Below are 24,811 nucleotides of genomic sequence, written 5' to 3' on the forward strand. Positions count from 1 at the left end.
GCAAATCCCCAGGACATGCCTTAAAGCCGCATACGGTTCGACCTACCACATCACTTCCATCTTCACAGAGGCGCAACGCCGTAAAAATCAAATTAAGATAACTCTTTCTGTGATGGTGTCCACATTTCGAGAGTCACTGCCTACTAAATTTGTACCGCTTGGCCGAAAAATTTGAAGCAAGTCCGACACGCCTGCTTAAGCGCAATTGTGCAATGAACTTCCACGTGGGGGGTGCCTGCTGTTCCGACTGGATTGTCATGTCGCTTGCGATTTGGCCGTTCGGGCGTAGTGCGCTTTGTAAAATTCGCATTTGTGTGGCAGGCTGATAATAGATCGGTTCGACCATGGAGCAGCCCGATGGAGCAAGCCGGTGCGCAGCGGCGCAAGTCGTCGCAAAGCTTCAAACGCAAGGAACTGGTCGGCAAGCTTAACCTTACATGCCAGCGCGGCTTCAAAGCGGCGGCGGATGCGGCCAAGCTGAGAGGCAACCCGTATGTCGAACTCGCCCATTTCGTTGAGCAACTGGTGCTGTCCGAACGCTCCGACGTTCAGTTCATCTTGGCCGATGCCGGAAGTGACATGAGCCGCCTTGCCGCGGATCTGACGCGAGCGGTGGACAAGCTGCCATACGGTGCAACCTCGATCGAGGAGTTCTCCGACCACATCTTTCACGCCATCCAGGAGGCGTGGAGCCTGGCCGAACTCGAATTCGGCACCCAGGTGGTGCGCAGCGCCCATATCCTGCTTGCGTGCCTGAAAACGCCGGCACTCGAAGGCCTACTGTCGAAGATCAGCGCCGAGTTCGAAAAAATCGACGCCGACGCCGTCATCACCCGCTTCGCTGATGTCGTGAACGGTTCGATCGAGGGCGACGCAGTAGAATCCGCCCCAGCCACGGAGACCCTCCGGCGCGCACCGGGCGGGGATTCTGCGCTGGCGAAATATGCGACCGACCTCACACAGCGCGGCCGGGACGGCAAGATAGATCCCGTCGTCGGGCGCGACCCGGAAATCCGACAGATTGTCGACATATTGATGCGGCGTCGGCAGAACAACCCGATCCTTACCGGCGAGGCCGGCGTTGGCAAAACCGCCGTGGTCGAAGGGTTCGCGCTGCGCATCGCTCAGGGCGACGTGCCGCCAATGTTACAGAACGTCTCCGTGTGCATGCTCGATGTCGGGTTGATGCAGGCAGGCGCCAGCGTCAAGGGCGAGTTCGAGAAGCGGCTGAAGGCGGTAATCGACGAGGTGCAGTCTTCCGAGGTTCCGGTCATCCTGTTCATCGACGAGGCGCACACGCTGATTGGCGCTGGAGGCGCCGCGGGAACGGGTGACGCCGCCAATCTTTTGAAGCCGGCACTGGCACGCGGCGAACTGCGCACCATCGCCGCCACTACCTGGGCCGAATACAAGCAGCACATCGAGAAGGATCCGGCACTTACCCGCCGCTTCCAAGTGGTGAAGGTTGAGGAGCCGGGCGAGGCGGCCGCCGTGCTGATGCTGCGTGGCGTGGCCGGCACATTGGAAAAGCACCACCAGGTCCAGGTTCTCGACGAGGCGATCGAGGCTGCAGTCAGCCTGTCGCATCGTTACATCCCGGCCAGGCAACTGCCCGACAAAGCGGTGAGCCTGCTCGACACTGCCTGTGCCCGCGTCGCCATCTCGCAGCACGCGACGCCAGCCGAGGTCGAGGACATTTTGCGCCGTCGCCAGGCGCTGGAGGTCGAGAAGGGCATCATCGGCCGCGAGGCAGCGATCGGCATCGATGTGCCCGGCCGCCAGGAGCGGATCGAGGCGGGGTTGGTCGAGGCCGAAGCCCAACTGGCTGCCGCTAAAGCACGCTGGGAGAAGGAAAAGACGCTGGTTCGGGAAATCCTCGACCTGCGAGCACAGCTGCGTGGCGAGGGCATGCCGCTCGACGCAGCGGCCGAAGACGGGGGAGCAGCGACTACGGGCTCCGGTGCCGAAGCCATCAAAGAAGCCGACCCGCCCGAGCCAACAGGCGAAGCGGCGGTTAACGACAACGAGGCGGCGGATGCTGAAATGCCTGCCAAGTCCAAGTCGCCTCACGCAGCGGCAAATCTTGCCCGGCTGAGGGAACTCATGCTCGAGCTGGCTGAAGCTCAGGGCGAGTCACCGCTCATCCTGCCTTCGGTCGATCGCAATGCAGTGGCCGCGGTGGTGCAGGATTGGACCGGCATCCCGACAGGACGGATGCTCTCCAGCCAGACGGAAAAGGCGCTCAAGCTCGCGGCCACGCTCGCCGAACGCGTTGTTGGCCAGGACCACGCCATGGAGATGATCGCCAAGCGTGTGCAGACCAGCCGCGCCGGCCTCGCCGCACCGGAAAAACCGGTTGGCGTGTTCCTTCTGTGCGGTCCTTCCGGCGTCGGCAAGACCGAGACGGCTCTGGCGCTTGCCGAAACGCTCTACGGCGGCGAGCAGAACCTCATTGCGATCAATATGTCGGAATTCCAGGAGGCACACACAGTCTCGACGCTGAAAGGCGCGCCGCCCGGTTATGTCGGCTATGGCAAAGGCGGCATCCTCACCGAAGCGGTACGGCGCAGACCCTATTCTGTGATCCTGCTCGACGAAGTCGAGAAGGCGCACCCGGACGTGCACGAGATCTTCTTTCAGGTCTTCGACAAGGGCATGATGGACGACAGCGAAGGGCGGCGTATCGACTTCAAGAACACGCTGATCATGCTCACCTCCAATGTCGGCTCCGAAGTTATCATGGAGCGGACAAAAGGCGGCAAGCTGCGCACCGACATCGACGATCTCGATGCGGCGCTGCGCGCGCCGCTGCTGAAGGTCTTTCCCGCCGCCTTTCTCGGGCGTGTCGTCACGATCCCCTATTATCCACTCTCTGACGACATGATCGACATGATCACCCGCCATCACTTCGCCAAGATCGCTCGGCGGCTGAAGACCAGCAACGACGCCGAACTTGTGATCGGCGACGGTGTCATGGACCTGGTCAAGGCGCGCTGTACTGAAATCGAATCCGGCGGGCGCATGATCGACGCCATTCTAACCAACACACTTCTGCCAGAGCTTTCGCGCGGCGTGCTCAACCACACGCTGGACGGCGCGCCGATGACGAAAGTGACCGTCGATGCTTCGAAGGACGGGTTCACCTATACATTCGAGTAGGGTGGGGGCTGTTTATTTCGGCTTGATGCGCGTCGGCTGGCGCTGCAACCCGAGAATACCGAGGATCAGGCGGGCAATGGTTTGCGCGGTGGTGCCGCTCACGTCCTTGGCCGGTTGGAACTCGGTGAAGACGATGCCGGCCAACCGATTGTTCCGGGCGAGGTGGTTCACGAGGATCGACGTCTGGATGAAAGTCAGCCCGCCCGGCTCTCTCGCACCGACACCAGGCGCAACCGTCGGATCCATGCCGTCGCAATCCAGAGCGACGACCCATCGCCGGGAAAGGTCGAGTGATTCCGCGACCCGCTTCGCTCCATTCTCATGCACGTCCAAGGCTGTTACGATCCTGTTGCCGGCCTTGAGCGCGGCCTCGACCTCCTGCCGTCGCGCGCTGCCGATGGAGCGCGCGCCGACCTGAACAAGATCGTGGACGCAGGAATAGTCGCGGATACGCCGCATCGGGCTGGAGAAGCCGTCACGCCGGCCGTTTACCTCATCACGAAAGTCTATATGCGCGTCGATCTGGAGGAGATTGATATCCTCGTATCCTTCAAAGGGCGCGACGAGCATGGGCGGCACCGAGTCCATGCCCCCCATCACAACAGGAACCACGCCGGCCCTGATGAGCGGGCCAAGCACGGCTGCCGCATCCTCCACCATGCGCTCTGGCTCCCGCACACTGCCGGTAATATTGCCAAGGTCGGTCAGGTTCGGCTTGCCGTCCTCGAACTGTGGCTCGCCTATGTCGAAATTCCAGTGCGTGAGGAAGCGGGTATAGGCATGTGCCATTGCCGCGGCGCGGACTCTGTCGGCGGCATCGGCAGCGGCCGACAGTTCCCAGGCTTCGTATGCAGGACCGTAGGGTATGCCGATGAAGGCATAGGGTGTTTTGACGCCAGTGGGATCAATGCAGTTTTCAGCACCGAGGAAAGTCGGAAATGAAGGGGAGAGCATCGCATTACTCCTGAAGATTACTCAAGGATTCGGCGCAGGAAGGCACGGGTACGTTCGTGCGCGGGGTTTACCAGCACGTCCTGCGGCTTCCCTTGTTCCACGACGATGCCGCCGTCCATGAACATGACCCGGTCGGCGACGCTGCGGGCGAAACCGATTTCATGGGTCACGACGATCATCGACATGGCGTGCGAGTCGGCCAGGGAACGCATCACATCGAGAACTTCTCCGACCAGTTCGGGGTCGAGCGCCGATGTGGGCTCGTCGAAGAGCATGACCGCGGGCTCCATTGCGAGTGCCCTCGCAATCGCAACGCGCTGTTGCTGCCCGCCGGAAAGCGCTCCGGGATAGGTGTCGATCTTCTCGGCAAGGCCGACCTGCTTCATCAGGCGCTCTGCGCGCTGCGATGCCTCGGCGGTAGACAGGCCCAGGACCCGCCGTGGCGCTTCCATAATGTTCTCGCGCGCTGTCAGATGCGGGAACAGGTTGAAGCGCTGGAACACCATGCCCATGGCGGCACGCTGCTTCTGCACTTCGCGCTCGGGCAGCTCGCGGAACGTTGTCCCTGACAGGCGGTAGCCTACCGGCACGCCGTTCAGCTCGATCATGCCGCGATCCGGCCGTTCCAGATGGTTGATGCAGCGCAGCAAGGTGCTCTTTCCGGAGCCAGAGGGACCGAGAATGCACAGCACTTCGCCCTTCGCCAGGTCGAGATCGACGCCCTTCAGGACCTCCAGTGGACCGAACGATTTTCGGATGCCGCGCGCGCGGATTGGATTTACCACCGAGCCGCTCATGTCCGCACCACGGACTTGGCGAAGTGCCGCTCGATGCCGGATTGGATGATCATCAGGATCGTGCTGACGATGAGATACCACAGGCTGGCGACGAGAAGCATCGGAATGACTTCGAAGTTTCGCGACGAGATGAGCTGCGTTGAGTAAAGCAGGTCGGGCAGGGCGATGACGCTCACCAGCGAGGTATATTTCAGCATGGACAGCGTCTCGTTGCCGGTTGGCGGGATGATCACGCGCATGGCCTGCGGCATCACGATGCGCCGGAACGAGTCCCATGACGACATGCCGAGGGCGCGCGCAGCTTCGCGTTGCCCCGAATCCACCGAGTTGAGGCCCGAGCGGACGATTTCGGCCATGTAGGCGCCTTCGTTCAAGGACATTGCGATGATTGCCGCGCTGATGGCAGTTATCACGCTGTTGGTATCGACTTCGACGACTGGCGGCAGGAAAGGGATGCCGAAGCCCAGCTTCGGATAGAGCGCCGCCAGATTGTACCAGAAAATGATCTGGACCAGCAGCGGAATGGCACGGAAGATCCAGATGTAGCTCTTGGCGACCGATGACAGCACCGGATTGCGGCTGGCAGCGGCAACTGCGACGATAATGCCGAGCAACAGCGCCAGCGTCATGGAAATTGCCGTGAGCATCAGCGTCGTGAGGAGACCTGCAATGACCTGTGGGGCGAAGAAATACTCGGCGACGACGGGCCACCCGAAGCCCGGATTGGTGAGGATCGAATAGAGCGCATTTGCAAGCACCAGTACGACGGCCACGGCGGCGACCCATGTCCCCGGTTGCCTGCGCCGCAGCAACTGCGCCGATGCGAGCTGCTCGTCCGTGAGAACGGACGGCAGCCCTGACTGTTTCTTGGCCCCGGCCACTATCTGTCCACGCCGCCGTTGATGACAGCCTTGGTTACGTACGACTGCTGAACGAAGCCGTTCCGCTTCATGATCTCGGCATAGGTCCCGTCGGCGATCATCGCATCCAGGGTTTCAGCGATCAGGGGGCCGAGCGGCGAACCCTTCGGCACCGCGATGCCGCATGGGCCGAAGTTGAACGGATCGCCAACCATTGTGAACTGTTTGGGCTGTTTTTGGGCAAGCATGCCGACATAGATGAGGTCGCTCATCGCGACGTCGGTACGATTGCTCGAGAGGGCCGTGATCTGCGCGCCGGTATCCGGGAAAAGCTGCGCCTCAATGGCAGGCTTGCCTTCGGCGACGCATTTTTCCGACTGCTTGGCGATCGATAGCGATTCCATGGAACCACGCAGCGCCGACGCCTTGAGGCCGCAGACGTCGTCAAGGGAAGCAATCTTCTTGTCAGAGCCGGTCTTCTGCAGCATGGCGGAGCCGCCCATGATGTGATCGACGAAATCGACCTTCTTCTGGCGGACCGGCGTGTCCAGCATGTCGGACATGATGATGTTGATGCGGTTGGCCTCGAGGCTGGGAATGAGCGAGTCGAAGCCGAGGTTGTTTACTTCCAGCTTGAGGCCCAACCGCTTCGCGATCTCCGCAGCGAGTTCAGGTTCGACGCCTACATAGACGTCGCTGGTGCCTTCCTTGATGCCGGTCCAGGGCAGACCGATGCTGGATGTCGTGCCGAGCACCAGGACGCCCGACGATTTTATCGCTTCGGGAAGCTTCTCGTTCGGCGCGGCAAAGCTTCCGGACGCAAAGGTCACGCACGACAGCACCGCGATCGCGGGCAGGATAGACGCAAGTTTCCGCATGATATTCTCCTCGGTTGTGGGTTGAATGAACCCGATCCCCTGTTTGCTTTCATTGAGCCGCACCGGCCGATGCCGACGCGACTGGTCGACGAGTGTCTGTCCCGTGCCTCAAACACGGACGAGCGGCTGATGGGCGCAGCGGAAGGAACCGCCGGCCATGCAGGGCACGCGATAAGGAATGCGAATGACTTCGAACTTGCGGGCTGCAAGCGCTTCCGCCACCGGAGTCAGGGCCTCTTCCGAAGGGACCACGACGGTGCGGTCGTCCAGCACGAGATTGTTGCAGCCCATATGGCCCTTGGCCAAGCTCTTCGGAACTGCAAAGACGTCCCAGTCCTTCATGAAGGCCGGCAGTCCTTCGGGCAGCGCCTCCATGCAGGCGACGGCCACGCCCTCGCGCGGCGTCATCAGCACGCAATCGAGATGCGGGAACATCGGATCGATTTTGACCGTCTGGACGCGATAGTCCGGCCCCAGCATGTGCTGCAGCCAGCGCGCTCCTTCGGGGTTGCTGCAGCCGCCCGAATTGCCCACCAGAATGTCCTTGCCGAGCACGAAGACATCGCCGCCTTCCAGATATCCCCAGCCGGGGCCTTCATTGTAGTCGTCCGCCCCGCCATCGGGTTGGGAGAAGTAACGTGCGCCCCGATCCATGGTGCCGGCGAGGATTTCTCGGATGGCAAAACGCTGCCGGCGATGGAAGAAACTGCGCGGCGCGAGTTCGATGACATTGTTGCCGATGGTCACGAAGGGATCGCGCATCCAGGGCGTCGAAACACCATGGTCCTGCCCGCGGGGATATTTGCGGTTGTTCGCGCTGATCTCGCCGGCCACATGGACTTTGACACCGTGTTCTTCCAGCAGACGGATTGCGCCGTTGATCTGGCTGTTTAATTCGGCAAACAGCTCCGGCGATGCTTCCTTAACGTCTCGGCCCTGGTTGTTGGCCCAGAACTCGCCGAACTCGCCCTGCGCACGCAGTTTCACGTCGCTGAGGAAGACCGGCAAGACCCATGTATCTGGCGATCCATAGACGCATTCCTTAAGCGAGGCCCATTCGGATTCGACATAGATCTGATTTGGGGGAGAGATCGTCGTCGCCGAGGTCGAAGCAACCATGCATTCCTCCGTACATTGCAAGGTTCGAGAACGTTCACCGAAATCGAACCCGGCAAAAGCTCAAAGAGTGCAATCACACTTGCAGAAAATGAAAGTGGTGGAGGGCAGGCCCGATGATCGTGAAGCTCTACCGTTGGCGGAAACAGTCGAGCATGGCCCGAATTGCCCGGCGCTTGGCTGCATCGCGCCGATAGGCGAAGTGAAACTGGACCTCGATGGGCGTATGTCGTGTCTTGATTTCGACAAGCTGGGCGTCACCAGCGCTCTGCACCAGATGCGATGGCAATAGTGAACAGCCAATGCCGGCAAGCACCGAAGCCAGAATGGATTCAAGTGTGCTGCCGCGCGCGACGACCTGCAGCGGATATTCGCGTTCAAATGGCCTGAAAATGTCGGTACGGTAATCCCGCGCTATATAAGGCACGCGCGTCTGCCCATGCCCTTGGGGCTTGTCGTCGATTTCGAGAGCGAGGTCGAAATAGGGGGAATGGCGGGCTATGTAGAGCTGATGGGTCTCTACAAACGCCGGTTCGTAGACCAGTTGCTCCAACCCTTCAGGCTGGCCGGTAATCCCGACATCCAGCTTGCTGTCGCGCACATACATGTCGATGATCGAGACCGTGTGCATGCTGACACTGACCTGCATGTCCGGGAACATGCGATGCATCCTCGCCAGCGCGCCCACTATTCCCGCATTCGGATTGGTGATCACGCTGTCGATTGTTCCGAGCATCAGGGTTCCGCCAAGGAACTGACGCGTATTCTCCACGGTTTCCTCGAACGATTGCAGAGCCGACCGCAGGCCGACCGCTGCCTGGTAGACGTCCTCGCCCTGCGGCGTGAGCGAAAAGCCGGAGCGGCCCCGCCGGCACAATTCAAGGCCAAGCCGCGTCTCGAACGCAGTCAGGTCGCGGCTGACGCTGGAAAGGCTCACACCAAGCCGATAGGCGGCGGAAGACAAGCCGCCATGCTCGACGACGGCGAGAAAGGTACGCAGGTGACGTACGTCGTAGCTGGAAGTCAGGAAGCGGGCCAATCGAACTCTCACTTGCGCATAACGGCAAGTGAACTAACCACCTTGAACCTTTCTCGGCAATGTCGGACCAGCTAGCTTGAAGCTACAGGCCTGCGGCGGCAGCTCGGGAGAGCGGCTGCGGCCTTCTTAGAAGGACGAGATCGATCATGACCCGCTTCAGGATAAACACTCAGCGCATGCTCGCGGATCTGGACACATTGCGCAGCATCGGTGCGATGAAAACCGGCGTCGTCCGTCCGGCCTATTCCGAGGCTGACCGCCAGGCGCGGATATGGCTGGCCGAACGCATGGAAGAAGCAGGGTTGGAGGTTTCCGTCGACGCCATAGGCAACGTCTTCGGCCTGCCGCCTGGGAATGAAAAATGCATTCTGGTCGGCTCGCATTCCGATACCCAGCCCGAGGGCGGCTGGTTGGACGGCGCCTACGGGGTCATCGTTGGGCTCGAAATCGCCCGGGCAAGCATGGAGCAGGGCGGTCCTCGGGTTGCCTGCGTATCCTTCCAGGACGAGGAGGGGCGTTTTTCGACGCTTACGGGAAGCCGGGTCTGGACGGGCCTGATCTCATTGGAAGAGGCCGATGAATGCCGCGACGGCACCGGCATGCGGCTCGGGCAGGCCCGGCTGGAGCGCGCGGGCTTGCCCGAGGCACGAGAGGTCTCCACGAACCGATTCTCGGCGTTCCTGGAGATCCATATCGAACAGGGGCCGGTGCTCGATACGACCGGTGAGCGCATTGGCGTTGTGGAAAACATCGTGGGCATTCGAACTGAAAAGATGAGTTTCCTCGGCGAGCAGAATCATGCCGGCACCACGCCGATGCATTTGCGCCGTGACGCCTTCCAGGGCTTGAACCGTTTCGTTTCCATAGTGAACGACCGGCTGGCTGAAGTGGCCGCAGCAGCGACCGTGTGGACTGTCGGCCATGTCGATCTTCATCCCAATGCCAATTCTATCGTCCCGGGCCGCGCGGACTTCACGATCCAGTGGCGCGATGCCGATGATGCACGGCTCGAACGGATGACAGAGATCATCTATGCCTGCGCGCGCGAGACAGCGGGCAGCCTTGGTCTCGAATGGCAGCATTTCGGCTGTGATCTGATTGCGCCGACGCAGTCGAACGCAACATTGGTGGAGGCTATGGCGAAAGCCGCCGAGAATTTGGCCTCGGGACTTTGGAGGCGAATGCCGTCGGGCGCTCTTCACGATGCGGCCAATGTATCGAGCGTTCTGCCCATGGCCATGCTGTTCGTGCCTTCCAAGGGAGGCATTAGCCACAATTTCTCGGAGGACACCGACAGGGCGGACTTGGCGTTGGGTGCTGAAGTGCTGGCCGAGGTAGTCGCCGGCTTGCAATAGAAAATCGTCATTCCGACACCGCATTCCCGTCATCGAACCCGGCTTTCTCTCGCCGCTGCGTAGTACGCCGCTCCTTCAGCAGCCGGCGCCATTGACGACAATGCCATGGGTGCTGATGCCATCACTGTCATGCTAGCCAGCATACCCGCGGCAGCATCGGCAACGATCGGGGCATTCCCGACATTCCACGGCGCGCGGTTGGGAATGATCGGGAGGGTGATCGTGCCGTTATCGATAATGATTTGTACCGGCACGACCATTAGGAGGCTGGCCAAGCCATCGAGCAGGGAAGTGCTCCATTACGATGAATTCAGTCACACGCGGGTTTCGATGCTTGCCGCTCGGCCGCGCTGCTCGCTGAAGCTGCCAGCCTGTGCTCGGGCCTTCGCGACCGTGAATCGACAATGAGCCCGGGCCGACACCCCTGTGCTCGGAAGCGAAGCAGCTCGCCTGGCCGCCAGAAACCGACAGTGACTGGAGTAACTCTTGGCTATCTCGCTCCAAGTTGCAAAACGATAGCTTCGACCGTCCTGCAATACTCGCAGTCCACGATCCGTCGCGGACCACGCCAATAATCGTCTACAGGATGGTCCGGAACGGAGGACTGTGGCTTATGACGAAGCGTGCGCTTGTGTGCGGGGCCGGCATCAGCGGGTTGACCGCCGGCATCTATCTCACCCGGCTGGGCTGGGACGTGACGGTGTTCGAAAAGGACCCCGAGATACGCACGGCGGGAGCCGGCCTCAATCTCTGGCCGAATGGAATGCGCGTTTTGGAGAGGATCGGTCTGCGATCGGCCCTGGCGACCATCGCCGCCAGCCTGGATTATTACCGCACTTTCTCGTCCACCGGAGATGTCATTGCCGTCGAGGATGTGAGGAACTGGCGCGAAAAGTACGGTGCACCGCTCTGCGGCATCTACCGCCGAGACCTCAGCCGCATTCTTCTGGAAACGCTCGGTTCCGAAAAGCTCCGCGTCGGCTATCAGCTTGTCTCGGTGGAGCAGGGTGACGATGTCGTCTGCACCTTCGCCAATGGCGAGCGCGTGCGCGGCGATTTTGTGCTGGGCGCCGACGGCATAGGTTCCATCGTTCGTTCCTGCATCTTCGGCGAACGGGAATTCAGCACCGATGTGCTGGTGCGGTGGCGAGGGCTTTTCAATCTCGCCGACGTCGATGTCGACCCGCTGTCGGAAGCGGAGGTGTGGGGACCGGACGGTCATCTCGGCTATCTGCCAATCGGCGGCGGCCGCGCCTACTGGTTTGCGGCGGCTGACGGCATAACCCATGATCCCGATGCGGTGATCGAGCACTTCAGCGGGTGGCACGGCAGTCCGGTTCCCGGCCTGATCGCGGCGACCGACAAATCCACCATCATCCGTAGCGATCTCCACGATTTCGTCCATCCGCTGGACAACTGGTCGAGTGGGCGGATCACGCTGGCGGGCGATGCTGCGCATCCCATGCTGCCCGGCATGGCACAGGGTGCGAACCAGGCACTCGAAGACGTCGATGCCCTGTGCATGAGCCTCGATGCTCATGACGACATCGGGAACGCGCTCAAAGCCTATGAGCACATCCGCATCCCGCAGGTTGCGCCTATCGTGAGGGGTTCGCGTTCGCTGTTCGATTTCGACGATCAGAACGAATTGGTGCATGGCAACAAGAACCCGCTCTTCGACCGCTACGAGCGCTTCGTCGAGCGCCGGTGTGGTTCGGCCGAACCGTCTGCCGCTTGAATCTGGCGGCAATGCCGGCTTGCGTGGATAGCAGGCCGGATGACGCTGCCGACCGGCAGGCCGGTGCGTATCTATACATGGCACAGACAATGGTGACGCAAGCCACCATTGGTTTTATCGAAAAGGCAACGGATGTTGCCGCAGGCCTGGATCATCAAGACCCCAACAGGAGAGATATATGTCTGACGTCGTTGCCGATTATTCTTTTGGTGGTCTTCTTCATGCCGGCAGTGGTGGCACATTCATGCGGCTTCCATATGTGAAGCCGGATGCAGATACTTTGAAAAAGCTTGGCATCACCGTGGGCATCGTCGGCTTTCCATGGGACTCCATGTGCATCAGTCGTACGGGCACCAATTACGGCCCCCGTGCAATCCGTGAGGCCAGCGACCAGTTCAGCTCCTATAGCGCCAATCTCGACCTCGACCTGTCCGACCATTACACCTTCGCCGATTGCGGCGACGTGCCGGTGGTGCCGGGCTCGCCCGTGCGCACCATGGAGCGCGCCCAGCGCATGATGTCTGAAGTGCTCAGCGCCGGGGCGATCCCCGTCACCATTGGCGGGGATCACTCGATTACCATCGCCTGTGCCCGTGCTTTCCGGGAACGCTATGAAAATCCCGGCCTGATCCTCGTCGACAGCCATTTCGATACTGCCGAGGAGGTCGGCGGCGAGGAGATGAACCATGCCTGCCCGATCGCGCGTGCGGTGGATGCCGGCTTCGACCCGAGCAAGATCGTGATCATCGGCACCAATGGCTGGCTGAACCCGAAGGCCGAGTTCGACTACGCGCGCCAGAGGGGAATGACCATCCTGCCGATGGAGACGGTGATAGAGAAGGGAGCGGTCGCGGTAGCCCGACAGGCGCGGGCGATTGCCGGGGCCGGCACGGACAGCGTTTATCTGACATTCGATATCGACGCCATCGACGGCGCCTATGCGCCGGGAACCGGTGTGCCGGCTGCCGGCGGTCTTACCTCGCGGGAAGCCATCGCTATGGTCTCGGAGCTGGCGCGGGGCGGGCTGGGAGGGTTGGACGTGGTCGAGGTGTCGCCGCCTTACGACCATGACGGCATCACGAGCCGCCTCGCGGTCAAGCTGATACTGGAAGCGCTCGCCGGCGCTACGAAGAGGTAGGGTCTTCCGCCGGCTCGTTTGGAGCAATTCGATGATTGCGGTGTTTCAGGATATGCCGGCGGCCGGCCTCAAACTCGCCAACATCAACGCGATGGAGGGCGCAGCGCATGCTGCCGCCGCTGCCGGTTCCCGGCTGATCGTTTTCCCCGAATTGTTCCTGACCGGCTACAATATCGGCCAGCAGGCGCTGCATGAGCTTGCTGAGCCGGTTGATGGTCCCTCGGTCAGGGCGATCGCCGACATCGCCCGCCAGCACGGCATCGGCATCATCACGGGCATGCCGGAAAGAAACGGTGACGATGTGTTCAACGCCGCCGTTGCCGTGGACGCGTCCGGCCGGATCGCGGGGCTCTATCGCAAGATCCATTTGTTCGGTCCGGCCGAACGTTCCGCCTTTACACCCGGCAGTGAAATCTGCGTCGTGGAATTGGCCGGTCGCCGCGTCGGGCTGGCGGTGTGCTACGATATCGAGTTTCCGGAAATGGCGCGCGCGCTGGTCAGGGCCGGGGCGGACCTGATCTGCGCCCCGACTGCCAATATGAGCCCTTACTGGGAGGTACCCACAACCCTGCTGCGTGCCCGGGCGCTTGAGAATGGCATTCCGGTTGCGTACGCCAATCTCGTCGGTGACGATGGCGAGCTGACCTATACGGGGATGAGCTGCATCGTCGGCGCGGACGGTCGCGACGTTGCCCGCGCAGGTGCGGAGGGGCGGGCGCTGTTGTGCTGTTCGTTCGGGTCTGTCGCAGCGGGAGGAGGCTGTGACCAATTGAGCACGCAGGCGACCGATGTCCGGTTGGATATCCTGTCCGCCTGGGCGGCAGGTTGAGCGGGCAGCAGCCGGACCCTGTCCACACGTTTGGTTCCGCATGTCCTTACCCTTGAGGAGGCAAGCAGATAGACTGGCACTCCAATCCTCACCGTTTCCCAACAGCGTGAACATCCGCAAGCCATGTCCAGCCAAATGGAGTTTTCGCCGCACTCCAGCGCTCTGGCGCTCGACACGCCCGAGCTGCTGGCCGAACTTGCCAAGGTTGTCGTGCTGGTCGGCAAGCCGGGCTTCTATGATGCGCTATCGTTGCTGCTGGCGCGCGTTCTGCGCTGCAAGCGCCGTCTCGTCATGCGCTATTCCGCTTATGACAAGCCGGCTTTCCTCATTAATGCGGCGCTGACCGAGGAGGGCGTCAGCTTCTATCTTGCAGGCCTCTATCGCATCGATCCTCTGCATCGGCTGGCGCGCGAGAGTCCGGGTCCGACGGTGGTCAATCTGCGGGCGCTGATGGGTGAGATCGAGGAGGCCTACTTCGCCGAACTGTTCAAGATGGCGATCTTCGACGAGCTGGCCATCATGGTACCGGCCTATGGCGGCGTAACCATTGCCTTCTGTTGCGACCGACACAGGGTACGCTTCGAGCAGCAGGACTACGAGCGCGCGCAGGCGCTGTTGCCCATGGTGGACGGGCTGCACAAGCTGCACATGGATCGGCTGTTTTCGAAGGTCGGCGATGGCGGCTCGGAGGCGATCACCAGCAGTTTCCGCAATCAGTTCCTGGTTCTGGATCGCCGCGCCAAGGTGGTCTATCGCACGGAGGCGTGGGCCGAAAATTCCATGGCGGCCGCTGCATTGCCGCAGATATCCGGGAGGATCGCCGATGGCGGAAGCGGGTCTCTGCTGCTTGAGGGGCAGCAGGTAGTGCATTGGGAAACGCTGCCGGACGATTTCACGCTCGCCCCGCAAGGCACGCTCGTGGTCCTTGAGCAACGCTCCCCTGGTCCGCTGATGACCTCGGGCGATGCTGCCCTGGAGGCTTTTTGCAGCGACCACAACCTGACGCCGCGCGAGGCCGAGATCGTGCGGCTGTCCTTTCTCGGCCTGCCCAATGCGGCCATCGCAAAGCAGCTTGGCGTGTCGGTCGGAACCGTGAAGAACCACCGGTGGCGGCTCTATTACAAGCTGGACGTCACCACCGAGCGCGAGCTGTTCCACCTGTTCATCTCGACATTGCTGTCTGTGGAGAAGAGCAAGGTCATGGAAGGGGAAGCGCCGCCAGGCTGATTCCGGCGCCCGCGAAACAGGTTTTCCTTCCTTTCAGAGGGCGTTTCGCGCCTGTTCTCCAAGCAGGATGCGCTCGATGCCCTCGACCAGAGCATCAGCCATGGCCGTGCGCGCTTCGACGGTCGCGCTGCCGATATGCGGAAGCGGGAAGACATTCGCCATGGCAAGATAACGCCTGTCGATGTCAGGCTCGTTGGCGAACACGTCGAGCCCGACAGCGGCGATATGTCCGCAGGACAGCGCCTCGACCAGCGCATCGTCGTCGATGAGTTCGCCGCGCGACACGTTCACCACGACCGCCCCCCGCTTCATTTGCGCGATGCGTTTGGCATTCAGGAATTTGTGGGTTTCGGGCGTGTGGGGCGCTGACAGCAGCAGCACATCGCAGCAGCCGAGAAACTTCTCTTCGTCGGAAATGTAACGGGCGCCGGCCTCCAGATCTCGCGGCAGCATGGACCTGTTGCGATAGGCCACGTTCATCCCGAAACCCTGGGCACGGAGCGAGATTTCGCGGCCGATCTGGCCCATGCCGTAAATGCCGAGAACCTGCCCGCGCAGTTCGCGCCCCAGTAGCAGCGTTGGCGAGAAGCCGGTCCATTGACCGGAGCGCATCAGCTCGAGACCCTCGACGATACGCCTTGCCGCGCCCAGCAACAGCGCCATGGCGAGGTCAGCGACCGAGTCCGCAAGTACGTTGGGCGTATTGATGATTTTCAATCCGCGCTCTCGCGCGGCTTCGAGATCCACATGGCCGTGCCCTGACGAATAGAGTGCAAGGACCTCCACGCCGACCGGCAGCGAGCGGAAAAATGCGCGATCGAGCGTATATTTGACGGTCGCGACGATAACCCTGGCATGGGCCGCCGCCTCCAGCACACCCTCGATTGTCTGCCGGGCGGGCGGCAGCACTGTCACATGCGGGAAAACGCTGCGGAAGGCCTGCATCGCCTCCTCCGGCAGCGCTTCGGTGAGAAGGACGGGGCACTGATCCGCTATCGATGTGAGCAGGGAATCCTCAAGCAGGGAAAGCGTCGCGGCTGGATCGTTGGGTGCCCGTTCTGTCATCTGCCTTACTCGCTCGATTTGTCCGCCCTATCGGTCCTGATTTCAGTCCCGAGTATCCGCTCCAGCCCCCTGACGACGGCTGTGCTGTCCTGGTCGCCGAAGCCGAGGGCCCGGCCAAGCTGGAAGAGCTCGGTGGCTGCATTGGCGATTCCGAGGGGCAGGCTGGTCATCTCGCGCGCCATCTTCACCGCCTGGCTCATGTCCTTGTAGGCAATGTCGAGCCGCGCCTCTGCTTCGAAGTGCCCGGCGAAAACTTTGGGAACCATCCACTGGATGATCGGGCTGTTGGAGTGCGAGTTTCCGAGCATGTCGAAGAATTTCTGTGAATCCAGCCCCAGAGCTTTCGACAGCGCCAGCCCTTCCGCAACCGCCGCCACCTCGATGAAGCCGATCATGTTTTGGACGAGCTTGGCGGCATGGCCCGAACCCAGTTCTCCGAAATGGTAGAGGTGGCTGGAGAAGGCGGAAAGCAGCGGCTTCACGGTTTCGAAAACCTCGATGTCACCGCCCGCCATGGTCGCCAGCGTGCCTTTCCGAGCGCCCTCGGTGCCGCCTGTAACCGGCGCATCGATCAGGCGGCCACCGGCGTCGGCGAAACGCTGTGCCAGCTTCCTCGTGTCGGCCGGATAGCATGTGCCCATGTCTACGGCGATAAAGCCGGGAACCATGCCGTGCACGAGCCCCTTCTCGCCGAACAGGACGGCTTCAACCTCGCGCGAAGTTGGCAAAATCATCAGGGCGGCATCGCAGTCGCTGGCGGCAGCGGCGGGCGACTCCACCTCCACGGCGCCCATCGCGACCAGCCGGCGAATGGGTTCGCGGTTGCGGTGCGCGCAGACGATCACTTCATGGCCGGCCCGGATCAGGTGGCCCGCCATCGGCTCTCCCATGAGGCCAGCGCCGAGGAATGCTACTTTCATCGTACGTCCTTTCCAGACCTGTGTGGTGATGCGTTCGGCGATTTGCGATCCGCCCTACAGAACATTGACACCCATGTACCGGTCGAGCACCTGTGCCGAGACGAGTTGGTCCGGCGGTCCCTGCCATTTGATCTGCCCCTTCTCGATGATGTGGATGACGTCGGCGATTTCGAGCACCAGCCCGACATTCTGCTCGACGATGATCACCGATACGCCTTCCGATGCCAGTCGCCGGACGATCGTGCCGACCTGCGTAACGAGCCGCGGCATCAGGCCTTCGGTGGGCTCGTCCATCAGAAGTAGCCTGCAGCGCATCGACAGGCTGCGGGCGATGCCGACCAACTGTTGCTGGCCACCGCTCAGCGTTCCGGCGGGCGAGTCAAGCTTCGGTTCGATCTCGGGAAGCACGTCGAGGATTTCGCGCAGCGGCCTTGGCGACCTGACGCTATGCGCGGCGACCTGAATGTTCTCGCGCACCGACAGCTTGGGGAAGACGCGTACATCCTGCGGCATGTAGGCGACACCGAGCCGTGCGATTGCGTCCGTTCCCAGACCGGTGGTGGGCCGGTGGAGTATCGTCGTTTCGCCTTCGACCCGCGGTCCGAGCCCCATAAGCGATTGCAGCAGCGTCGTCTTTCCCGCGCCGTTGCGGCCGAGAATTGCCGTTACGACGCCGGCCTCGGCGGCGAGGTGGATGCCGTGCAGCACCTGGGCCTTGCCATAGAACGCCTTGAGGTTAGTGGTTCGCAGCGCTTCCAAGATAGATTTCCTTTACATGGGGATCGCGAAGCACGTCTTCCGGCAGGCCGGAGGCTGCGACCGCGCCGGCGGCCAGCACGGTGACCTTGTCACTGGTCTGGGTAACCACACTCATGTCGTGTTCGATGATGATGACGCCGATGCGGCCACGCAGGCGCTCGACGATGAGCCGGATCATCCGGTCCGTCTCAGCAATGCTCATGCCCGCCGTCGGCTCGTCCAGAAGCAGGAACTTCGGCTTCAGCACCATCGCCATGGCCATTTCCAGAATGCGCTGGTCGCCGTGGGAAAGTGTGTCGACTTCGCGGTCGGCGAATGCGGCGAGCCCCATCTGCTCCAGCAGTTCGCGCCTTGTTTCGCCATCGGCATCTGCGTCGCGGACAGCCAGCTGCAGATGTTCCGATACGGTCATACCCTTGAAAAGGCTGGTGATCTGGAAAGTCCGGGCAAGGCCGAGGCGCGCTCGGCGTTGCGGCGACAGCATCGTGATGTCCCTGCCTTCCAGCGTCACACGTCCCTTCGTGGGCTTGAATATGCCGCTGACGATGTTCACGAAGGTGGTCTTGCCGGCACCGTTGGGGCCGATTATGGCGCGTATTTCTCCATGGCCCACATCGAGGGAAACATCGTTCAGGGCGCGGAAGGCCCCGAACGACATGCTGATGCCTTCAACGGCGAATGCAGAATCACTTGCCGGACGCAAAACCTCACCCCTTCGTCAGATCGACTTCGGCGGGATAGATCGTGCTTTCCTTGGGCGCGACCGCATATTTGCTGACGGCGCCGCCTTCGATCTTCAGAAGGTAGATATCCATGAAAGCCTGATGATCCTGCGGGCGAACCATGACCTCGCCGAGAGGGAAGAGCGGTCCCATGGCGTAGGTCCCGACCGTTTCCGCGTGTTTGATCAGGGTTGCCGTGTCGTCCCTGACCTTCCATCCGCTCGCCTCGACATTCGCCTTCAGGAAGCCGAGCGATTGGGCAATGCCCATGATCATCGAGGTTCCGGCCGCCTTGCCGCTGGCGGCATGGATGCCGTTCTCGTCGATCCCGAGCGCCTTGTAGATTTCCGCCATTTCGCTGGAGGAGGAGTCTTTCAAGGCAACGGGCGCGGTTTCGATGCCGAAGACACCGTCGCCCATCGCGCCGAGTTCACGGTAATCGAAAAGCGAGAAGCTCAAGCCGGCAAGTACGACCTGCTGGGCGTATCCCGAATTGCGCAGAAGCTGGATTGCCTGAAGCGCGTTGAGCACTGGTATAAAGATGCCGTCCGCCGAACGGTCGATCTGTGCGATGAAGGGCAGGAGGTCCGGGGCATCGACAGGCAATGCTATTGCCTTGCCCGCGTCCCCGCCGGCGGCAGTCACGCCCTTCTGCCACCAGTCGCGCTCTGATTGGCCCCATTTGATGTCGGCAAAGAACGTCGCCCATCGCTTGCCGATCGATTCCACATATTTCTGCGCCGCACCGGCTGCCGTCGCGGCGGAATTTGTCGTCATGCGGAACTGGTAGGGAACGGCTGCTCCTTTACCGGTCGTCGCTTCCGATGAGCTCATCGTCATGTAGAGCGTGCGGTTCTCGTTGGCTATCGTGTTGCTGGCCAGTGCGATTGAGGAAATTTCGGAGCCGATGACGAAATCCACCTTTTCCTGAATGAGCAGGTGGCGCAGTTGGTTGACGCCGGTATCGACGTCGGACTTGGTGTCGACCGTCACCAGCTTGACCGGACGGCCGGCAATACCGCCATTTGCGTTGAGCCAGTCGACCAGACCCGTCGCGGCCTTGTCTCGCCAGAAGCCGGTGGCGGAATCCCACCCGGTCAGCTCGCACTGATGGCCGATGACGATCGGATCGCCCGAGGTTCCCTGTGCCAGCACCCGCGTCACCGCGGTGGGCAGAAGGCTTACCGTGGCTGCAGCCGCCGAGCCGAGAAGGATATTGCGTCGAGAGATGCGTTTCATTTCGTTTCCCCTTTGTTTATTGGCTTTGCTGAGAGCGTCGCGACCGGCGCAGACCCATGACGCCGCGCGGCATCCACAGCGCCACAGCTATCAGCATCAGGCCGATGATGAGGTCCACCCGCACCGTCCATCGTAGCAGGACTTCCGACGCGAGCTGCACCGCAAGCACGCCGATGGGGCCGCCATAGATGGAGGTAACCCCGCCGACCGCCGCCCACAGGATCGACTTGAGCGACATGGAAAGGCTGACAACCTCGATGGCCACGTGGCGCGAGATCAGTGCGTAAAGGGCGCCGCCGAGTCCCGCTACGCATCCACCCACGGTAAAAACTGCAAGCCGGTAGCCGGCGGCGTTGTAACCGAGGACCTGCGCGCGCATGGCGTTTTGCTGCACGGCGCGGACAACACGCCATGTCCGCGTGCCGGAAAACAGCCAAAAGCCGATCAGCAGAGCGGCGAGAACGGCAGACCCCAGAAGCAGCATGCCGATATTTGGGCCGACGGCAAAAGGCACGCCCAGCAGGTGAAAAGCCTGCGCAGGCATGGGAAGTCCATCGGTTCCACCCGTATAGGCCACCGCCGCATTGCCCAGCATGGAGCACGTGACGGCGAAGATGATCGTGCCAATGGCCGCGCCGGAATGCGACATCTTAAGGAGCAGGGCGCCGAACACGAGGGCGACCAGCGCGCCGGCCGCAACACCGGCTATCATGACAAGCACGATGTTGCCGCCTATCAGCGAAGTCGCCCAGACGGAGGCATAGGCTCCAGCGCCGAATACGGTGGCTTGCGCAACGCTGGGAATGTTGGCGTAGGAATAGGCAAGCGAGAAGCTGATGGCCAGGAACATCCAACTTACGCAACGCGCAAGCACGCCGCTCCAGAACTCACCGATCAAGGGCGCGATAGCGCATAGAACGGCGAGGAGGCCCAGCGCCGTGACGATGCCGACGCGATCTCTCATGCGCGCCCCCTGAAGATGCCGTTCGGCCGGAAGTAAAGAAAAGGAAGGAACAGCGCGATCGCGCACACTTCCGCATACGTGGGCGGCAGGAGCACGGAGAACACGCCCCGCGCCACGCCCATGATGACGGCCGCGGCGACCGCTCCGCCGAGACTGCCGAGCCCGCCGACAACGACCACGATGAAGGCAGGTCCGAGGACCGAGAGGCCCATCTGGTAGCCGATCGTCGTCATCGGCGCGACCAGCACGCCGGCCAGTGCGGCGAAGGCTGCCGACAGCACCACGATGATCAGATAGACGCGCTCGACGGGAACGCCCGAGACCTTGGCCAGTGTCGGTGACTGCGCCACGCAGCGTATCCAGAGGCCGATGGCGGTGGAGCGCAGGAACAGCCAGAAGGCGACCAGAATGGCGATGGCGAGCATCGCGGCCACCAGCCTGTAGGTCGGATAGTAAATGCCCAAAATCCCGACGGCGCCGCCGATGGGCGGCGGAACCAGCCCGGGCGAGCCGCCATAAAGGGCAAGCAGAGTGTCGTTGATGACGAAAAGCAGACCGGAGGTCGCGACCAGCCCGACCATCATGTCCTGACTGATGGTCGGGCGCAGCACGAACCTGTAGACCGGTATGCTCGCTATGCCGGCCACCAGCGGTGCGGCGAACACGGCCAGCCAGAAGCTACCAAGCCGGTTCACCGTGTACCAGGCGATCACGGCCCCCACCGCATAGACGGCGCCATGCGCCATGTTGAGCAGGCCCAGCAGGCCGAATATCGCATTGAGGCCCAGAGCGATAAGGCCAAGAAACATGGCCCAAACGACGCCGTTGACTATCTGGAAAGCTAGCGTTGGCCAGTCGAGCAAAAAATCCTCCCTCAAACAATCACGGCACTTTGAGCGTGCTCTGGTTCATGGCGCGAGGTTATGGGCCCGGCACGCGCCTTCACAAGCGTGACTGAAGTCACTGAGCGGAGGCCGAACTGGCCAAACGGCGGATGCGTTGATGTTGTGGAAACAATGCGATGGGCCGCATCATGGCTCTAATGCCCGGTCAGCCGGTCCTTGCATGACGGCGGTCATCATTGTCGGGAGTTCCGCCTGGCCCAATGCTTCTTTCCATCGTTGCGGCCATACGGGAGGAGTAGCCGTTATGACAATGCTTCCAGTCACCTCACAAGCGTGTCGTGCCCATGACATGCGGGAGGACAGGCGTGAGGAGGGTGCGCTTTCGCCGCCTCCTGCGTCCAGAATCCACTTGGACGTCCGGATTCGTTAAGCCGGCCATGATCTCCCGCGCCATGATCCGAGGTGAGCAGATCGCTCATGATCTGCCTCGGTATCTCGCCCCTCGCATGTCTGAAAATGGCGATACCGGAGTTGGGATGGCTGTCATCTCCGATCTTTCCCGGAATCCGCCCCTCAGCCTGCCGCAGCAGTGCGCCTCAAGCTGTCATCAAATTTTGCGCGCGATGTTGCGGCATATGCGTGGCCTGCAAAAACGGCTTCGTGCGGCTCGCCAGAGTACGGAAGAGACCCCTCGCTCCGGTCTGGATGACGGCTGATTTGCCAATGGCCTCCTTCGGGGGGCCGCTTGTCCTGCAAATCGGCGTGCCCGAGCCTGAAATTTCGCATAACTCCGGTAGGCATCCGCCGGGTTTTCTATTGCTGCGGTGGATCCGGATCTTCCAGCCAAGCCGGTATATCGCGTTTGGCATGCAGGATGCGCCAGACGTCGATATGTGCGGCCAGTTCGACATAAAAGATCAGGTAGGGAAAGCCCTTGATGCGCACGTGACGCAGATTGGGGACGCCAAGTTCATAGGCGAAGCGAGGTGAACCGGATGCCGGATAATTGGCAATCTGCGCGTAGGCGTGCTCGAGCCTCGCGACCAAGTCTAAAGCGACACGGGGCCGGCGTCTTCAAGATAATCGTCGACGGCCTTGTCAACATCGCTGCGTGCTTGCGCGCGCGGAATAATAGGCTTCGTCATGCTTTGGCGCGGCTTTGAACACGGTCGCGGAGATTGTCGAAATAGCGGTCGTCAACCGGCTCGATCGGTGGCGATGACGCGCCGTCCATGAGCAGGCCGCGCAGCTGTTCGCGGTCCCGGTCACGCCGGATCAACTCGCGAACATACTCGCTGCAGGTGCCGTATCCTCGTTCGGAGACCTGTTGATCGACGAAATTCTTGAGGTTGTCGGGCAGAGATATATTCATGGTGCTCAGGCGAGCAAGATAGGCGCCATAGCAAAAAATGGCAAAAATGAAGCCCCGACATCTCATCCCGGCTTCGGCTTGAGCGACGGGTCGTGACCCAACCGCGGTCGGACCCCAGTACGTCCGCGTCCCTCGAAGCGCCTTCAGGCTACCTCAGGAGCTGCAACCTAGCTATTAAGTCGTGCGATCGAGTATTCACCTTCTCGCTGCAACTGCTTGAACCTTGCCAAGTTCCGCTCCAGTTCGCGGATGGCAGGGCAGTGCCGTATGGAACCAGTCGATGATATGGGCCGTCGCCTTCGGCTTGGCTCGGGGCAACCGCTTCAGAATTTCAGCGCCGTCCAAGATCACGGTGACTTCGCGAAGCCGCAGTATCCTTCGCGTTGGAGGTCCTCAAGGGCACGATCTCACCAGAGAGAAGTTATCGGTCTCGCAGGTAGACTAATCACGAGGCAATCCGGTCCCGCGGCGCTGAAAGCCGTCTGGAGGATCGATTACACAATCCGCAGAAGCTGATCATTCAGCCGTGGGAGGACACATCTTCCTCGGTTCAGAAAACTCTCACGGTCCTCAAAAAAACTCTTGCAAGCGACGAGATTTTGTGAAAACTGATTACCGGATCAGAAATCATTTTCTGGCGGAGAGATAAATCGTGAATGCGTTTTGGTCGCCCGCGCAGCAGGCGTTCGCGCAGGAGGTGCGTCGTTTCACGACGGAGAACCTGCATCCGGAAACGCGCCGGCGCGTGCTGGCGGGGCGCCCCCTTTCGCGCGAGGACCATATGCGCTGGCAGGATGCGCTGGCGCGCAAGGGGTGGATCGCCGGGTTCTGGCCGCGCGAATATGGCGGCTGCGACTGGACGCCTGCGGAAAGCTACATCTTCCAGAACGAAACCAGCGCGCTCGGCGCGCCGTGGTTGCTGCCGTTCGGCGTCAATTACGTCGGTCCAGTGATCTATACCTACGGTTCGCCCGAGCAGAAGGAGGAACACCTGCCGGGCATCGTGTCCAACGAGGTCTTCTGGTGTCAGGGTTATTCCGAGCCGGAAGCGGGCTCCGACCTCGCCAATCTCAAGACAAAGGCTGTGCGCGACGGCGACGTTTATATCGTCAACGGCTCGAAGATATGGACGAGCTATGCCCATTGGGCCGACTGGATCTTTGCGCTCGTCCGCACCGATCCGGAAGCCAAGGCGCAGGAAGGCATCTCCTTCATGCTGATCGACTTGCGGTCGCCCGGCATCGCCATCCGGCCGATCGTGTCGATCGAGGGGGCGCACCATCTCAATCAGGTGTTCTTCGAAGATGTCCGTGTTCCCGTCCGCAACATCGTCGGGGAGGTCAACAAGGGTTGGACATACGCCAAATACCTGCTCGGCCACGAGCGCGTGCTGTCGGCCGAGATCGGCAAGGCGCGCCGGCTTTTGGAACGGGTGCGAACGCTAGCGGCGGAGGCGGGCCTTGGGCGCGATACGCGCTTCCGCGACAGGTTCCATCGCTACGAGATCGATATGCTGGCGCTCGAGTGGACGACACTGCGCCTGCTCGACCGGGTCATGAACGGGGGGGCGGCAGGCGCGGAAGCCTCGCTGCTGAAGCTGCGGGGCTCCTCCATCATTCAGCAGATCGTCGAGTTCACTGTCGACGTGCTCGGGCCGCGGGCGCTGCCTTATGACCCCGCCTGGATCGATCACGGCGTCAAAATGCCGGTGCCGGATGGTGCGGAGCATGTCGGCGTCGTCGCGGAGTTCCTGTTCCAGCGTGCGCCGACCATCTGGGGCGGCTCGAACGAGATCCAGCGAAATATCATCGCAAAGCACGCGCTTGGGCTTTGAA

At 61.6% G+C, this 24,811-nt stretch carries 21 protein-coding genes and 1 pseudogene; 7 read left to right on the forward strand and 15 right to left on the reverse strand.

Annotation, left to right across the window (positions count from 1 at the left end; all coding sequences use genetic code 11):
* Positions 1–357: 357 nt before the first annotated feature.
* Entirely contained in the window at positions 358–3,159 is a 2,802-nt protein-coding gene (gene tssH / locus ACCO56_RS15545; RefSeq protein WP_433641679.1) for a type VI secretion system ATPase TssH, read from the forward strand.
* Between the two features lie 12 nt (positions 3,160–3,171).
* On the opposite strand, the gene ACCO56_RS15550 is transcribed toward tssH, so the two are convergent.
* The 6 genes from ACCO56_RS15550 to ACCO56_RS15575 all read right to left on the reverse strand — a co-directional run bounded on the left by ACCO56_RS15550 (position 3,172) and on the right by ACCO56_RS15575 (position 8,803).
* On the reverse strand, positions 3,172–4,113 hold the full coding sequence (locus ACCO56_RS15550) for an arginase family protein (protein WP_433641681.1): 942 nt from the start codon (positions 4,111–4,113) through the stop codon (positions 3,172–3,174).
* Between the two features lie 17 nt (positions 4,114–4,130).
* Positions 4,131–4,910: an amino acid ABC transporter ATP-binding protein gene (locus tag ACCO56_RS15555; protein WP_433641682.1), complete on the reverse strand. Its 780-nt coding sequence runs from the start codon at positions 4,908–4,910 to the stop codon at positions 4,131–4,133.
* Positions 4,907–5,791: an amino acid ABC transporter permease gene (locus tag ACCO56_RS15560; protein ID WP_433641683.1), complete on the reverse strand. Its 885-nt coding sequence runs from the start codon at positions 5,789–5,791 to the stop codon at positions 4,907–4,909. Before ACCO56_RS15560 ends, ACCO56_RS15555 begins: the two co-directional genes overlap by 4 nt.
* Entirely contained in the window at positions 5,791–6,648 is an 858-nt protein-coding gene (locus tag ACCO56_RS15565; protein ID WP_433641684.1) for an ABC transporter substrate-binding protein, read from the reverse strand. The genes ACCO56_RS15560 and ACCO56_RS15565 overlap by 1 nt, the downstream gene beginning before the upstream one ends.
* A gap of 108 nt (positions 6,649–6,756) precedes the next feature.
* Positions 6,757–7,767 carry a dimethylarginine dimethylaminohydrolase family protein gene (locus ACCO56_RS15570; RefSeq protein WP_433641685.1) on the reverse strand — a complete coding sequence of 337 codons (1,011 nt, stop codon included), beginning with the start codon at positions 7,765–7,767 and terminating at the stop codon, positions 6,757–6,759.
* A gap of 127 nt (positions 7,768–7,894) precedes the next feature.
* Complete coding sequence (locus ACCO56_RS15575; RefSeq protein ID WP_433641686.1) at positions 7,895–8,803, reverse strand: LysR family transcriptional regulator; 909 nt, start codon at positions 8,801–8,803, stop codon at positions 7,895–7,897.
* A gap of 146 nt (positions 8,804–8,949) precedes the next feature.
* On the opposite strand from ACCO56_RS15575, the gene ACCO56_RS15580 reads away from it, so the two are divergent.
* The 5 genes from ACCO56_RS15580 to ACCO56_RS15600 all read left to right on the forward strand — a co-directional run bounded on the left by ACCO56_RS15580 (position 8,950) and on the right by ACCO56_RS15600 (position 15,090).
* Positions 8,950–10,158, forward strand: coding sequence for a hydantoinase/carbamoylase family amidase (locus ACCO56_RS15580; RefSeq protein ID WP_433641687.1), 1,209 nt, complete (start codon positions 8,950–8,952; stop codon positions 10,156–10,158).
* Between the two features lie 613 nt (positions 10,159–10,771).
* Positions 10,772–11,896 (forward strand): FAD-dependent oxidoreductase, encoded by a 1,125-nt coding sequence (locus tag ACCO56_RS15585; protein ID WP_433641688.1) that lies wholly within the window; start codon positions 10,772–10,774, stop codon positions 11,894–11,896.
* A gap of 178 nt (positions 11,897–12,074) precedes the next feature.
* Complete coding sequence (gene speB, locus ACCO56_RS15590) at positions 12,075–13,034, forward strand: agmatinase (protein ID WP_433641689.1); 960 nt, start codon at positions 12,075–12,077, stop codon at positions 13,032–13,034.
* Positions 13,035–13,065: 31 nt separating this feature from the next.
* On the forward strand, positions 13,066–13,863 hold the full coding sequence (locus tag ACCO56_RS15595) for a carbon-nitrogen hydrolase family protein (RefSeq protein WP_433641690.1): 798 nt from the start codon (positions 13,066–13,068) through the stop codon (positions 13,861–13,863).
* Positions 13,864–13,986: 123 nt separating this feature from the next.
* Positions 13,987–15,090: a helix-turn-helix transcriptional regulator gene (locus ACCO56_RS15600; RefSeq protein ID WP_433641691.1), complete on the forward strand. Its 1,104-nt coding sequence runs from the start codon at positions 13,987–13,989 to the stop codon at positions 15,088–15,090.
* 33 nt (positions 15,091–15,123) lie between these two features.
* On the opposite strand, the gene ACCO56_RS15605 is transcribed toward ACCO56_RS15600, so the two are convergent.
* The 9 genes and pseudogenes from ACCO56_RS15605 to ACCO56_RS15645 form a co-directional block, all read right to left on the reverse strand.
* Positions 15,124–16,155 (reverse strand): NAD(P)-dependent oxidoreductase, encoded by a 1,032-nt coding sequence (locus ACCO56_RS15605; protein ID WP_433641692.1) that lies wholly within the window; start codon positions 16,153–16,155, stop codon positions 15,124–15,126.
* Positions 16,156–16,160: 5 nt separating this feature from the next.
* Positions 16,161–17,075, reverse strand: a complete 915-nt coding sequence (locus tag ACCO56_RS15610; RefSeq protein WP_433641693.1) for an NAD(P)-dependent oxidoreductase — start codon at positions 17,073–17,075, stop codon at positions 16,161–16,163.
* A gap of 54 nt (positions 17,076–17,129) precedes the next feature.
* On the reverse strand, positions 17,130–17,834 hold the full coding sequence (locus tag ACCO56_RS15615; protein WP_433641694.1) for an ABC transporter ATP-binding protein: 705 nt from the start codon (positions 17,832–17,834) through the stop codon (positions 17,130–17,132).
* On the reverse strand, positions 17,812–18,492 hold the full coding sequence (locus ACCO56_RS15620; protein WP_433641695.1) for an ABC transporter ATP-binding protein: 681 nt from the start codon (positions 18,490–18,492) through the stop codon (positions 17,812–17,814). Before ACCO56_RS15620 ends, ACCO56_RS15615 begins: the two co-directional genes overlap by 23 nt.
* A 49-nt stretch (positions 18,493–18,541) precedes the next feature.
* Positions 18,542–19,795, reverse strand: a complete 1,254-nt coding sequence (locus tag ACCO56_RS15625) for an ABC transporter substrate-binding protein (protein ID WP_433641696.1) — start codon at positions 19,793–19,795, stop codon at positions 18,542–18,544.
* A 16-nt stretch (positions 19,796–19,811) separates the two neighbouring features.
* The gene (locus ACCO56_RS15630) at positions 19,812–20,759 is read right to left on the reverse strand and encodes a branched-chain amino acid ABC transporter permease (RefSeq protein WP_433641697.1); all 948 of its coding nucleotides are present in this window, start codon (positions 20,757–20,759) and stop codon (positions 19,812–19,814) included.
* Positions 20,756–21,622 carry a branched-chain amino acid ABC transporter permease gene (locus ACCO56_RS15635; protein ID WP_433641698.1) on the reverse strand — a complete coding sequence of 289 codons (867 nt, stop codon included), beginning with the start codon at positions 21,620–21,622 and terminating at the stop codon, positions 20,756–20,758. The genes ACCO56_RS15630 and ACCO56_RS15635 overlap by 4 nt, the downstream gene beginning before the upstream one ends.
* A gap of 795 nt (positions 21,623–22,417) precedes the next feature.
* Positions 22,418–22,749 (reverse strand): annotated as a pseudogene (locus tag ACCO56_RS15640) (type II toxin-antitoxin system RelE/ParE family toxin).
* Positions 22,746–22,976 (reverse strand): type II toxin-antitoxin system ParD family antitoxin, encoded by a 231-nt coding sequence (locus ACCO56_RS15645; RefSeq protein WP_433641699.1) that lies wholly within the window; start codon positions 22,974–22,976, stop codon positions 22,746–22,748. The pseudogene ACCO56_RS15640 and the gene ACCO56_RS15645 overlap by 4 nt, the downstream one beginning before the upstream one ends.
* A gap of 652 nt (positions 22,977–23,628) precedes the next feature.
* Here ACCO56_RS15645 and ACCO56_RS15650 point away from each other — a divergent pair.
* Positions 23,629–24,810, forward strand: coding sequence for an acyl-CoA dehydrogenase family protein (locus tag ACCO56_RS15650; RefSeq protein WP_433641700.1), 1,182 nt, complete (start codon positions 23,629–23,631; stop codon positions 24,808–24,810).
* Position 24,811: the final 1 nt, after the last annotated feature.

This window comes from Mesorhizobium sp. 1B3 (assembly GCF_050958605.1).
Lineage (GTDB): Bacteria > Pseudomonadota > Alphaproteobacteria > Rhizobiales > Rhizobiaceae.